The 12,975-nt window shown below is 50.9% G+C and carries 10 protein-coding genes; 3 read left to right on the forward strand and 7 right to left on the reverse strand.

Translation table 11 applies throughout. From position 1 onward, the window contains the following. Window positions 1–475: 475 nt before the first annotated feature. On the reverse strand, window positions 476–2,848 hold the full coding sequence (locus tag EYB31_RS17330; protein ID WP_131014641.1) for a response regulator transcription factor: 2,373 nt from the start codon (window positions 2,846–2,848) through the stop codon (window positions 476–478). Between the two features lie 162 nt (window positions 2,849–3,010). Between EYB31_RS17330 and EYB31_RS17335 the strand changes: the two genes are divergently transcribed. From EYB31_RS17335 to EYB31_RS17345, 3 genes are read left to right on the forward strand one after another with little or no spacing between them, the layout of a single operon-like run. After that, window positions 3,011–3,340 (forward strand): PadR family transcriptional regulator, encoded by a 330-nt coding sequence (locus tag EYB31_RS17335; protein ID WP_131014642.1) that lies wholly within the window; start codon window positions 3,011–3,013, stop codon window positions 3,338–3,340. 17 nt (window positions 3,341–3,357) lie between these two features. Next, a complete protein-coding gene (locus tag EYB31_RS17340) occupies window positions 3,358–4,074 on the forward strand; it encodes a pentapeptide repeat-containing protein (protein WP_131014643.1) in 717 nt (238 codons plus the stop codon). Window positions 4,075–4,098: 24 nt separating this feature from the next. Beyond that, complete coding sequence (locus EYB31_RS17345) at window positions 4,099–5,634, forward strand: MDR family MFS transporter (RefSeq protein WP_131014644.1); 1,536 nt, start codon at window positions 4,099–4,101, stop codon at window positions 5,632–5,634. 40 nt (window positions 5,635–5,674) lie between these two features. Here the strand turns inward: EYB31_RS17345 and EYB31_RS17350 are convergent, their stop codons facing one another. From EYB31_RS17350 to EYB31_RS17375, 6 genes are all read right to left on the reverse strand, one after another. Next, a complete protein-coding gene (locus EYB31_RS17350) occupies window positions 5,675–6,343 on the reverse strand; it encodes an HAD family hydrolase (protein WP_338119953.1) in 669 nt (222 codons plus the stop codon). 475 nt (window positions 6,344–6,818) lie between these two features. After that, on the reverse strand, window positions 6,819–7,721 hold the full coding sequence (locus tag EYB31_RS17355) for a hypothetical protein (RefSeq protein ID WP_131014646.1): 903 nt from the start codon (window positions 7,719–7,721) through the stop codon (window positions 6,819–6,821). A gap of 9 nt (window positions 7,722–7,730) precedes the next feature. Beyond that, window positions 7,731–8,957, reverse strand: a complete 1,227-nt coding sequence (locus EYB31_RS17360) for an ABC transporter permease (RefSeq protein ID WP_131014647.1) — start codon at window positions 8,955–8,957, stop codon at window positions 7,731–7,733. Beyond that, the gene (locus EYB31_RS17365; protein WP_240762529.1) at window positions 8,954–9,631 is read right to left on the reverse strand and encodes an ABC transporter ATP-binding protein; all 678 of its coding nucleotides are present in this window, start codon (window positions 9,629–9,631) and stop codon (window positions 8,954–8,956) included. Before EYB31_RS17365 ends, EYB31_RS17360 begins: the two co-directional genes overlap by 4 nt. Window positions 9,632–9,755: 124 nt before the next feature. After that, window positions 9,756–11,498 carry an alkaline phosphatase gene (locus EYB31_RS17370; protein WP_240762530.1) on the reverse strand — a complete coding sequence of 581 codons (1,743 nt, stop codon included), beginning with the start codon at window positions 11,496–11,498 and terminating at the stop codon, window positions 9,756–9,758. A 212-nt stretch (window positions 11,499–11,710) separates the two neighbouring features. Further along, a complete protein-coding gene (locus EYB31_RS17375; RefSeq protein WP_131014648.1) occupies window positions 11,711–12,790 on the reverse strand; it encodes an ABC transporter substrate-binding protein in 1,080 nt (359 codons plus the stop codon). Between the last annotated feature and the right edge of the window lie 185 nt (window positions 12,791–12,975).

Raw genomic sequence — 12,975 nt, forward strand, 5'->3', positions numbered from 1 at the left:
AACATAAACGCGCCCTCGTCTTAACCGCAAGAAAACTAGTGCGTCTGGTCGATGCGCTGCTACGCAACGACCAACTTTATACGCCGAAAAGGAAGGTGATGACTGCGAAGGATTGACGCCTCCTTTGCCAAAGTCCCGCGTGGAATTACCAGTAAAAAAACTGGAAGATACTTCGGTTTTCGACTGGGTTTAGCTTGGTGTTGCCATTTTTCCTGATTCCCACCTCAACCGTGGTAAAACAATTTCCAATTTTCACAGATCAGGACTTGACATATTACCGCTGGACTTTTTGATCTATGAAATTGATTTACGAGCCCATTATAGGCACAGGGGGAAGCGCTATCATACGCCCTATTTTTGATTTGATTAACCGATTCTGTGTTTTCGCACCCGCTGAAAGCGAAAAGCTTTCGCTTACCGGACCCGGATTAACCGCTTCTGATTTTATATTCCTTTTTTGCAATCCGCCATCTTATCAGTAAATTTCATGGATATCGAGACTTTTATCCGTATTGGCGGCTCTATATTGTCCGGGCGTTACACCCTCGAACTTTTTAAATATACGGATGAAACTCGCTGCATTAAAATAGCCGACCTGCTGGCTGATCTCGCCCACGCTGCCGTTTGTCGTGAGCAGAAGCACTTTGGCATGTTTGATGCGCAGGGACAATAAATAGTCGATAAAGTTCATGCCTGTCTCCTGTTTAAACAACCGGCTCAAATAAGAGGGGTCCATCTGCAGCTGGTCGGCAATGCCGTTCAAAGATATATCTTTGTCGTGGTTGGCTTGGATGTACGACAATATATGGGCGATCACCGATTCTTTGGCAGCTTCGTCATGATCCGGCGGAACGCAAAGCCGGCCGGCCAGCTGGCGCATCCACTCGATCATCTCGGCCAGCGTACCCGGATTGCCCAGATGCTCATGAATATCCTTCAATTGCTGCTGCTCCGCTTCATGGGTAAAACCGGGGTGATGATGCAGCATCGTCATCGCAATCTCCAGGAACGTCTGTTGGATCAGCGACGGAGGACAGTTGTCCAGGCCCCTTAATATGTTCTCCATGCGGTTTAATTCGAAGACCGCCCGGGCCGCCGCTCCTTCTTGGATTGCCGCGGCGATTTCCTGCTCCACCGATTTGCGTTCGTTATATAAGAACATGGCCAAATGATGGTTATGGCGCACATGCCAAGTCGGAATAATGGAGCCCGCTCCCTTCAGGAAGCTGAATTCCAAACTTTGCAAAGCCTGCTTATACGACTCGGAGATGCAGCCTAAGTCTGTCAGGATATCGCCGATGCCGACGCTGACCGTTAAATTCAAATAGCTGTGAATGTGCTGCGTTACCGTATTAACCGCTTGAAAGGCGGCATCACGTGCCACGGAGATGGCCGTCTTGGTCCGCAGGTTGCAGAACAACGTGAAGTCCCGTGCGTTATTGCGGACACCATATACCTGATAGTCTGCGGAAAGCAGCTCCTCCGATACTTTGGAAATAAAATAACGCAGTAAATTTTGATCTCCGAGGGAATACTTTCGGGTAAACTCCAAATAATTGTCCGTTCTCACTACGGCAACAAAATAGCCGAATTCCGTAGGCTCAAGATCAAGCTCGGCAAATCGCTGCAAACGCTCGTCCAAATCCACCGCTGGCTCCGAGAGCGCTTCAAGCAGCACTTTTTGTCTATTCGTTTCTTTGATCGCCGATTCCGTCTGCTCCATGCGGTTTTGCAGCAGCAGTCTTTGCTCCATTAGCGAATGAATCTCGGAAATGACATAAGAGAACTCATTGGACCCGGCGGAACCCGAAACAAATTCCTGCTTTTTGCGCTTTTTGTCCAGCATGGCCGTAATCGTCGCGATATACCGCTGGATTTGCCTAGCCTTGGCGGTCACCTGCCATCCTACCGCCGCAAGCGCGGCAAGCAAGACACCGTACAGCAAGTACTTGGCCCAGCTTGCACCATCATCGTACGGCACCGCATAGACGTAGTTCCAATTAAACAAGGTGGAATCGCTGATTCTTACCGCATAAGGCACCCGCTCGATTTGCGTGTTAAATGCCAATTTACCGGAAGCAAGCAGTCGGGAGACGGCTTTAAAATCATCCTCCGGCACTCGCGAGCCGCCGAGCGTTTCAAATGCTTTATCTTGCCCGGGGGGCACTACCCAGATTTTCTCGCCGCTCTCTTGCACAAACGGACTTTGAAATAAAGCGACAGGATCAAAAACGACAACGACGGTTCCTTTAACTGTAGAGCCTACAAGCGGAATCGCCCGCGATAAAACCAGGTAACCTCCAGCGGAATGCGAGTTCCCATTTGCCGAAAGGCCCGTATTTTGAGGAAGCAATGTCCAACGATCTTCTTTTTTTATATTTGCAAGCGCATTCATTTCGGAGCTCGCAATAACGGTGTTGGATGGTGATCCGACAATAGGCACTTGAACGATGCCGCCCTCGTTGATGTAAATAGTTACGGATTGTATGCAATAAGAGGACTTGAACCTTTGTCTAAAATCGCTGCCAAATTGGATCACCGCGGGATATAACAAGGATGCATCCTTATTGTCCAAGCTTTTTTGTACCGCCTCCATATTAGCCAGTTGAACGATCATCTGATCAATGTCCCTCAGCAGCGCGTCCTGAAACGACTTCACTGAGTTGAGCCGGTCGAAGCTGGTAATATCGATTTCTTTCTCCTGCAATGACTGGCCGAACCAGCTGCGCCAGACCATCGAAAGCAAAATCGCAAGAATGACCACCAGGAGAAGGAAATAAGAGATGAGCCGGATGAATAAGCTTCGGAATTGAAAACTGCCCAGCGCTCGTTTGAATACGACAAACATACGTCTCCCCCTCGGTTCAAATGGAATGATACCATTTTATCAAAAGCGGCGTTTGTTTAGGTAAAAAACTGATGCGAATGTTCAAGAATATACAACGATAAAAACAATACCTTGACTGTCATAGTAATATGATTTATATTGTATTCGAGGAGGTGAGCTTCAATGGTCGATTCCAAAATGTCTGCCGACTTGTTACGAGGACATACCGACACCATTATTCTTAAATTGCTGCTGGACGGCGACAAATACGGTTATGAAATAAGCAAACTAATATATGCCTCCTCGGACGGCGAATATGAACTGAAGGAAGCTACGATGTACTCCAGTTTGAAAAGGCTGGAGCAAGAAGGCGGCATCGTCTCCTACTGGGGTGACGAATCGCAAGGCGGACGCAGGAAATATTATCGTATTACGGGCAAAGGCCAAGAAATGTATACGGCCAACAAGAGCAACTGGGAGTTCGCTCAGCGGATTATTAACAAACTCATTTAAGAGAGGCGGAGTAAGCCATGAGTATCAAATTAAAGCAATATTTAGACGATGTGTTTGCGAAATACGAGGATTCCAGACCCATTCTGGAATTGAAGGATGAGCTGTATCAGGATTTGCAGGAGAAGCTGAACGATTTGAAATCGGAAGGCTACGACGAAGATGCGGCATTTCACCGGACGGTCAATTCGATCGGCGAAATCTCCGAGCTGATCGAAACCATTCATGCCAAAACAAGAGAGCTTCAGCAAATTGTCGGCATGGATTTTTCCAAGAGCAATCTGCAAAACTCGGATTTGAAGTCGGTCAAAATTCATGAGGGCAAATTCAACTACAGCAACTTGCAGGGCTCCGATTTCAGCCATTCCGATCTGACGAACAGCTCGTTCAAATGCAGCAATTTGGATAATTCCAAATTCGACGGCGCTGATTTGACTGGGGCCGAGTTCAATAAATCGAATCTGAAGGGAGCCAGCTTCAAGAATACTATTTTGAACCATACCGTCTTTAAATATTCCGAGCTGGCCGGAGTCGTCTTTGATCACCAGTCTTTTGAAGGCACGGTATTCGATTATTCGGGGTTAAAGGGCACTTCGTTCCGGGGAGCCGTGTTCAAAAACGTTTCCTTTAAAACCGAAGTGAAAAAAGCGATTTTTGACGGGGCGGTTATGGATAAACCGACGTATGCCATTCTGAAGGGCTACAAAGCGAATTTAACGAACGTAACTGTGATTTAGATAAAGGAGCGATGAAACCAATTGATGATTAGGCAAAAAAGTAACATCGGCATCGTGGTGGCAGGGCTGCTTCTTGCCATCTTGATGTCGTCCATGGATAACACGATTGTGGCTACCGCTATGGGGACGATCGTCGGGGAACTTGGCGGACTCGATAAATTTGTCTGGGTCACGTCTGCGTACATGGTAGCCGAGATGGCCGGGATGCCGATATTCGGCAAATTGTCCGATATGTACGGACGGAAACGGTTTTTCATGTTTGGCATTGTGCTTTTTATGATCGGTTCGATTCTTTGCGGCACGGCGCATTCGATCGTTGAACTGAGCATCTACCGTGCGATTCAAGGCATCGGCGGAGGCGCACTGATCCCCATCACCTTCACGATTATGTTCGACGCCGTGCCTCCGCAAAACCGCGGCAAGCTTGGCGGGTTATTCGGGGCGGTATTCGGCATGTCCAGCATTTTCGGCCCGCTGCTGGGCGCCTTCATTACAGATTATATTAACTGGCAATGGTGTTTTTACATCAATCTTCCCATCGGCATTCTGGCGTTTATCTTTGTCACGTTTTTCTATAAGGAATCGTATGAGCATTCCACGCAAAAGGTCGATTGGCTCGGAGCTTTCACGCTTGTCGGCGCAATCGTTTGCCTCATGTTCGCTTTGGAGCTCGGAGGCAAGAACCTTGCTTGGGATTCGGCACAGCTGATCGCATTGTTCGCAGGTTTCGCCGTTCTCGCCGCATTGTTCGTATGGGCCGAGAAACGCGCTGTGGAGCCGATTATATCGTTTGGCATGTTTGCAAAAAGGCTTTATGCGACCAGCAATGGACTTGCGATTTTTAGCGGCGCCGCATTTATCACTGCATCGGTGTACATCCCGATTTATATTCAAGGCGTGCTTGGCGGTACCGCCACCAATTCGGGGCTTGTGCTGCTGCCCATGATGCTGGGGTCTGTCGCTTCAGCCACAATAGGCGGATTTCTGATGAGCAAGCTTAGCTACCGCGCCATCATGATTCCCGCTTCGCTCATTTTGCTGTTGGGCACTGCGCTCATCGGCACGTTATCTCCCGCTTCTTCCCGCTTGGTTATTGTCGCGTACATGATCGTAGTTGGCTTGGGGATCGGCGCGACCTTCTCCGTGCTGGGCAATTCGGCGATTCATGCTTTTGATGTCAGGCAGCGCGGCTCGGCAAGCTCGACGCTCAGCTTTCTCCGCTCGCTTGGCATGACTATCGGCATTACCGTGTTTGGCATCATTCAGAGTCATGCGTTTACGAGCAAGCTGACAGCGGCTTTTGCCGGTCAAAAGGATATGCCGCAAGGCATAGCGGCCAGCGATCCGCATGCGCTGCTTGATCCTGCCCAAAGGCTGCAGATCCCCAAGCCGATTCTGGATAAAATCACCTCAGCGTTGTCGGATTCGGTTGTGCTTACATTTGCCTGGACGGCCCTTCCCGCAGCGATTGCGCTGATCTTCGCCATCGCCATGAGCAAGGAAAAACTGGACCCCGCTGCCCAGCAATCGGGACAGCAGGTTTCTGGCGGCGCCCATTAGCTCTGGAAGCTAGCGTGCCCCATCCAGGCCATCCGAAGCGCTACGCTTGCTCCAACAGCCGAATCATCGTATTCAGGCTCAAATCCCGCATAGAATTCAGCCGCAGATCCACCTCGGGAAACGTCAGACCACGTGTCAGCTCGTTGGGCACGATGACGCATCGCATCCCGGCCCGTTTGGCCGCAAGCGCTCCATTGGGCGAATCCTCGAAAGCGACTGCCTCTTGAGGAGCGATATCAAAAAATTGGAGCACCTGCAAATAAAGTTCGGGGTCGGGTTTTACCCGAGTGGCGTTCTCGAAAGTACGGATACAGCCGAAATAAGAGGTTAGCCGGAGCTTGTCGAGAAGCGGCACAACCCAATCCTTCGGAGCGCTTGAGGCAAGCCCGATGAGAAGCCCGGCTTCCTTCGCTTCGCACAGATAGTCTTCTACACCGGGGCGGGCATGTTCATTCGCAAAAAGAGCCGCAAACTTCTCTCTTCGCAGTTCGCGTAAAAGTTCACGGTCAAGCGGCTCCGCGCACCGTTCCTGCAAATAGCGGTACGGGTCGAACGAATCGACATGGCCGCCAATCCGGCTGCTGTACAATTGAAACGGAAGCTCAAGCCCATAGTCTTGCAGCAGATCGCGGAATGAATAATATTCGAAAGTTTCCGTATCCATTATGAGCCCGTCAAAATCAAATACAACCGCTTTGATCATTAACATCGCACCCCTTCGCTTTACCATGTTATTGATGTACCATTTTAACATATTAAAGTAAAGTATGGCGCATATTTTTTTATATTGTAACTATGCAGCGCAGAGGTTTTGCAGGTATGATCGCTGCGACCGCGCCTTTCAGAAAAGCTTATCACAGCGGTGAATATCGCGGGCGGGCTTAGGGGCACACAAAAACGGAATGTCCCAAAAGTGTCAACATGACATAGGAACATCGCGACTTTCAAACAAAAGGACCGCAGATTCCACTGTAAAAGTGGAGACTGCGGTTCTTTTCCCGAAGACAATCGGTTCTATGCGGGGCTCAAGCGATTACAAAATGAGAACCTGAAGAAGGAGGAGCGGGAGCAAAACCTGCATGATCACCGGACTTCGAAGGTGGATGCAAGATTGGATGCCGATTCGCTTCCTGACTTGCTTCGTGATCAAAAGACGACTTATTGAACAACCTCTATAGACTCATCTATTCCTTTATTTTCTCGAATGAAGCATCGTAGAGGCGGAACATCGTTTTATAGCCGGATTCGTCGAGTTTGATGCCGACATCCAGTTTCCCTTTGATCAGCAAAGGCCCCGAGGTGTAACGGAGTTTTATATCATTTGGCACATACACGATCATGATTTTGTTCCAGTACGTTTCGTCCCCGTTGTCGAACGGGCACTCCGCTCCCGGAGATGGAATGAGCAGGAACCAATGCTTGTCGAAGGAAAGCACCTCGCCCATAAAACCTTTAATTTGCACCTGCTTGCCGCTCAAATCCCAGAACCGCTCGGACGGACGATCCTGCTTGTCGTTGTCAAAAAACTGTGACCAGTTGATTTCGTTGGATGCCGCGGCCGGTTTTGGCTTTGCTGTGGTCTGGCCGGCGTCCGGCGCTGCAGCGGACCCAGGCGGCGAAACCGCACCGGCGCTGTCGACCGGGCCGCCGGGTAAGCCGGGCGCGAGTTCTGTCGCAGCGCCCGGCTGTGCAGCTGCGGCAGAGCTGGGCGCACCCGCCGGCACTACAGCAGCTGCCGGGCGAGCGGGCGCCTCCGCCGCCGGGGCGACACTTGCGCCGGCCGGGCCGGCTGGACGCTCAGCAGCCGCGGCTTGCGCCGGCGGCACGGCCGCGCTCGTGGCAGGCGCTTGCTGCTGCGCCGCATTGCCCGCTGGCGCCGGCCCGGGCTGGCTCGCAGCCGCCACAGGCGCTCCGCTACCCGCTGCGCCGCTTGCTCCCGCCACCGCGCCGCTTCCCGCCGGCTGCGCTTGGCTCGCTGCGGTCGCGGCGCCAAACGCCTGCCCCTCCGGAGCCGCGTTTTTTTGACCGCAGCCTGCGGCCAGCGCCATTAAAGCACACAAAACGATAGCGATATTCATCCGCTTCATACCATCACCTCAAGACCTGAATAATTGCAGAGGATCCACCCGGTACGCTTGCAGTGCCGGACCTATGGAAGCAACGATACCAATCAGCAGCGTTCCGGCCACAAGCAGCAGTTCGCCCGGCATCCAGCCCCATGATTCAATCTGCAAGCCCGTAAACTCAAAAACCGCTTCCCTGCTCGCGTATCCGCCCGCATGCCCGGCAATCAATCCGATCAGCAGTCCGATCAACGTCAGCAGCAGTCCTTCTCCAATCAGCGACATCCATATAAATCGCTTTGATTTGCCGATCAGCCGCAGCAGTCCCACATCTTTTTTACGTTCGTTCACCGCAGCAATCAGCGAAAGAACGATGGATACCGCCGCCAATACGATACAAACGGCGGTAACGACGGAAAGCGCCTGCGCCCCCTGATCAACCACATTCACCACATCGGCCACCGCTTTGCTTGTATAGATCGCCTGCACATTGCTGATCTGCCCGAATTTGGTTTTAACAGCTTGCGCCCCCAGCAGCGTTTTCGGTTTGACCAGAATGGCGGTCACTTCCTTATGGTCGCCCTGCTGGCTTTCATGCACAGCCCAAGCGTAATCCAGTGTCGTAAACACCGCGCGGTCGTCCGATGTCAAAAGCGGCGACAGTATGCCCACAACGGTATACGAAAAGCTGTGGTGATGGTCGTGCTCTTCATGCCCCGGCTCGTCTTCGTCGTCATCGTCAACATCCGCCGCTCCCTTGACCAGGCCATGCGCCCCTTGAAACCGATCCCCGATATGCAGTCCCATCGTTTTAGCGGCATATGAGCCGATAACTGCTTCGCCAAGCTGCCCATACAGCTTGCCTTGCGCCATCTTTGTATCCGTACCATACCGGGTGGCAAAATAACCCGGCTCCATGCCGACAATCGGGAATCCGTTTAATTGATCGCCGGTCGTCATCGCGTAGGCCGCTTCAACCTGCGTATCTTTGCGCACTTCCTCCAGCAGTGTAAACGGCACATTTCCGGTCGGCGCACCGATATGGTAATACGTATTTAACGCCAGCTGCGATGAGCTGCCCTTGGCGCCGATGGTCACTTCGAACGGCCCATACCCTTTTTCCGCGCCGCGCTCCACACCGTCGCTGCACAGCAGCAAAAACACAATCAGCGCCACCGTCACGGCTACCGACAATATCGTCAACAACGACAGCATCTTCCGATGCGTCATGTTGCTCCATAACAAACGCAGCACACTCATACAGCTTCTCTCCTGCACAGCTCATTCAGCTCCTCAATATGGACCCGTCGCGGATATAACCCCGCCAGATGCAAATCATGCGTCACTGTCAGCAGCGTCAGCTTCTCCGTGCTGCAAATCTCCAGCAGCAGCGACATAATATCTCCTGCCGTCTCCCAATCCAGGCTGCCTGTCGGCTCATCGGCCAAAATCAGCGGCGGCCTGCCGATCAGCGCCCGGACGATCGCCGCCCGCTGCTGCTGCCCGCGAGAAAGCTGCGACGGCAGATGATCGGCCCGGTCCTTCAGCCCGACCCGTTCGAACCAGTCGTCAAGCTGCTCGCGGGTTTGCCGCTTGCTCCATTTGCGGGGGGCAACCAACTCGACGTTCTGCCTTGCCGTCAAAGAAGAAATCAGGTGAAAATCCTGAAAAATATAGCCGACCTTCTGCGCGCGGTAGCGGTCCCGCTTCGCTTCCGAATACAGGTGGAGCGCCTCGCCGTCCACGATGATTTCCCCGCTGTCGGGGGCCATTACCCCTCCGAGCAAATGCAGCAGCGTGCTTTTCCCGCTCCCGCTCGGACCGGTCAGCGCGATACGTTCTCCCGCTTCCACACGCCAATGCCGCACATGCAATATCGGCAGGTTCATTTCCCCCACCTTAAAATGCTTGCGGATATCTTTCAGTTCGATCACGACAGCCCCTCCAATTACGGCAAAATAGATCCCGCTTCAAATAAACCATTCACGGAAAAAAGCAGACAGAGGTCGTTCCCCTGTCCACTTTACCCTTGCTATACGAGCTGCTTGCGAGCAGCGGTTAGTTTTTCACGATACGTTCATTTACTGCGTCCCACATATAGCTTTTGCCGATCAAGTGGTTGTAAACTTCAAGCGGCAGGTACAACTTGCCGTTGTCCATATTGCCCGTCCATTCCGTTGCGGCGCCATTTTCCGTAATCGTTCCTTTTTCCACGTTCACAGACAATGTCTTGCCATCTTTGGACAACGTTACGCTTTTGGAAGCTTCGTCCCAGCCCACGGCGATGCCGAATTCTTCAGCAAGCGATCTGGCCGGGTAGGATACTTTGTTGTCGCGGCCGATTTTGAACATCGGGTACACATATTTGTTTTGCAGCTCTTGGCTTGCGGCATTGAGGTCGGCTCCGATGATTTTCGCACCGCTCTTGGCAATGTCCGTGTTGTCTACATCGCCTTTGACCAGGCTGGCAATCGGACCGTATGCCCATACGCCTACATCAACGCCGGTGTGTCCATGACCTGTCCAGCCAACCGCCAAACGTTGCGATACCACTGCGTTATATCCGCCGGCACGGCCATAAGACGATCCGTCGCCTTTCAGAATCAGCGCAGCTTCCTCTTCGGTCAAATCGGTAAATCCGATATTATCGGCAACGATTTTACGGATTTCGTCGGTGTTTTGCGCTTTTTTCAACATTTCGTCCAAGTATTCGTAGGAATGTTTTTGCTTGTCAAACAGGTCAACGTTCAGTTCGTATACGTTGTTAATACCGAGCGTCAAACCGCCTGTCTCATGGTCGGCAGTAACAACAACCGATGTATTTCCGTCTTTTTTAGCAAAATCAACTACCGTTTTGAACGTTTGGTCCATTTCCAGCATTTCCTGGATGTTTGCCGGCAAATCGTTGGCATGCCCGGCATGGTCGATACGGCCGGCTTCAATCATCAGCACAAAGCCGTTTTTGTTTTGCGAAAGGATATCGATCGCTTTTTGCGCCATTTGCGGCAGGCTTGGCGTGTTTTCGCCGCGGTCCAGCACGTAAGGAATTTCATTGTCGGCAAAAATGCCCAGCGCATTGCCGGCGTTTGCCGGGATGGCTTCCAAGCCTTTTTTATCAAACGCGGTCTTGAAGCCTTTGGCTTCATAATCCGGAATAATGTTTTTGTCTGTACGTTTGCCTTTTTCATCTTTGGTCACAAAGTTAACTTTGCCGCCGCCAAAAAACACGTTTACGCCGCTTGCCAAATACTGGCTGGCAATCGCGTTTTGGTTGCTGCGCTGACGCACATGAGATGCCCATACCGCAGGTGTAGCGCCTGTAATGTTGTCCGTAGTGACCAGACCTGCTGCTTTGCCTTGCTTCATAGCCGCTTCAATCACGGAACCAAATGGCTTGGCCACGTCGCCGTTGGAAACGCTGATCGCGTTATTGTACGTTTTGTTACCTGTCGAAAACGCCGTTCCCGCTGCAGCCGAGTCCGTTACCGCGCCGGATTCGGTTGTATAAGGGCTTGGCTGGGAGTATGTAGTCGCCTTGCCGACGTAATAACCGTTGTCCATTTCCAAACGGTCTTTGCCGAGGAACCGTTTGGAATAATAACGGGCAGCCGTTACTTCAGCCGGTCCCATGCCGTCGCCGATCATCACTATCAAGTTCTTCGACGGTGCTGCGGACGTTTCGGATGCTGCCGCCGTTGTCGTTGCTGTCGTGTCTGCGGCAAAAGCCGCGCCGGAGACGCCCATGAGCAGCAGGGAAGCCGTCAGACCGGAACCGATCCATTGTTGTAATCCTTTTTTCAAAACTAGTCCCTCCAAACATAAATTTCAAGATGATTTTATCGTAAAGGGAGAGCATAAACGCTGCATTATCGATTCATACAAGCTATGTAAAAAAAATGACGAAACGTTAACGGCGTGTTATGGCCGCAATAAGTTTTTGTAAAGATGAACAAAAAAACCGGGCGATCTGAGGTTGGCCCTCACATCGCCCGTTTCATGTACCTTGTGGCAGTTTATTTCGGCGGGTTTTTCAAATTTAAGAATTTGGTCGTAAACATCTGCGTTACATCTTGCTTTTGTTTGATGATGTTCAGTTCAAGCAGCTGCGATTGCAGCGTTTCCCAGCGTTCCTTGGACATGTACCCCATTCCGTAAGTCACCGCGTCGCCCGTCATCACACTGTCCTTTTGCACGCTTGCTTCATTGTTCAAATTTTCCACCGGCAAATCCGGATTGTATTGGTTGATGAGCGGATTGACCGTTTGGAAGTTCTCGTTGTAATACTCCCAGCCCTTCTGGCTTGCTTTCACGACCGCATCGACAATTTCCGGGTGCTCCTTGATATATTTCTCGGTTGTAAACAGGATGTTGCAATAATTGGCATACCCTGAATCGGCCACTTTCAGGAACGATACGTCGACCCCTTGCTTTTTCAACACAAACGGCTCATTGGACACATACCCTTGATTGAGCGAGCCTTTATCGGCGATAAACCCGCTAAGCGAACCGCTGTAATTGATTTGATCGACATTGAGCTTATATTTGTTCTTAATGAACTCCCAGTACATCGCTCCGGCCCCTACAAACACCTTTTTCCCGTTCATATCCTCAAACTTCGTAATGTTGTTTTCTTTATGAAACAGGAATACGCGTGGTTCCTTTTGAAACGTCGTCATCAACCCGACAACCGGAAGCCCCTGCTCTCTGGCTTTTAATACGTCGTCCGCATAGGTAATGCCGAAGTCCGCTTTCCCCGATGTAACGATCTGCAAAGCGGAGATTCCGGGACCGCCAGGCTGAATTGTCATATCGATTCCGCTATCCTTATAATAATTTTGCTGCAATGCGGCAAACAAACCACCATCATTCCCCTTAGCAAACCATGCCGTAATCAGCTTGATCGGCACCTGCTCTTTCGGGGCGGCAGCTTTGGCCGGTTGCGCTTGAGCTTCCGTTTTGGCCGGAGCCGCCGCCGTCGGCTCATTTTTAGTTTCCTTGACACCGCATCCGAAGACCATGAGGCTTACAGCAATAACCAACAAAATGACCGCCGTTGGCCTTACCTTTTTACCATTTGTAATATTAAATAACATAACTCCACTCCTTTTTATCTCTATTTTTTGTATTTTCAAAACAATTATATAATTACAATGATTAAATGTAAATAATTATAACAAATATATTACATAAATATAGCTATAATGATTTATATGCATTTGAATTGCTTATTTTACGTTATATTACCTTACATTTAATATGTGGAAATTTGGCCATATTT

It is taken from the genome of Paenibacillus thalictri, from assembly GCF_004307995.1.
In the GTDB taxonomy this organism is placed as follows: Bacteria; Bacillota; Bacilli; order Paenibacillales; family NBRC-103111; genus Paenibacillus_AF; species Paenibacillus_AF thalictri.

Excerpts from the sequence above, each read along its gene's own strand:
- EYB31_RS17335 (WP_131014642.1), top strand. The coding sequence starts at position 3,011 with ATGGTCGATTCCAAAATGTCTGCCGACTTGTTACGAGGACATACCGAC.
- EYB31_RS17345 (WP_131014644.1), top strand. The coding sequence starts at position 4,099 with ATGATTAGGCAAAAAAGTAACATCGGCATCGTGGTGGCAGGGCTGCTT.
- EYB31_RS17360 (WP_131014647.1), bottom strand. The coding sequence starts at position 8,957 with ATGAGTGTGCTGCGTTTGTTATGGAGCAACATGACGCATCGGAAGATG.
- EYB31_RS17375 (WP_131014648.1), bottom strand. The coding sequence starts at position 12,790 with ATGTTATTTAATATTACAAATGGTAAAAAGGTAAGGCCAACGGCGGTC.
- EYB31_RS17350 (WP_338119953.1), bottom strand. The coding sequence starts at position 6,343 with ATGTTAATGATCAAAGCGGTTGTATTTGATTTTGACGGGCTCATAATG.
- EYB31_RS17355 (WP_131014646.1), bottom strand. The coding sequence starts at position 7,721 with ATGAAGCGGATGAATATCGCTATCGTTTTGTGTGCTTTAATGGCGCTG.
- EYB31_RS17340 (WP_131014643.1), top strand. The coding sequence starts at position 3,358 with ATGAGTATCAAATTAAAGCAATATTTAGACGATGTGTTTGCGAAATAC.
- EYB31_RS17330 (WP_131014641.1), bottom strand. The coding sequence starts at position 2,848 with ATGTTTGTCGTATTCAAACGAGCGCTGGGCAGTTTTCAATTCCGAAGC.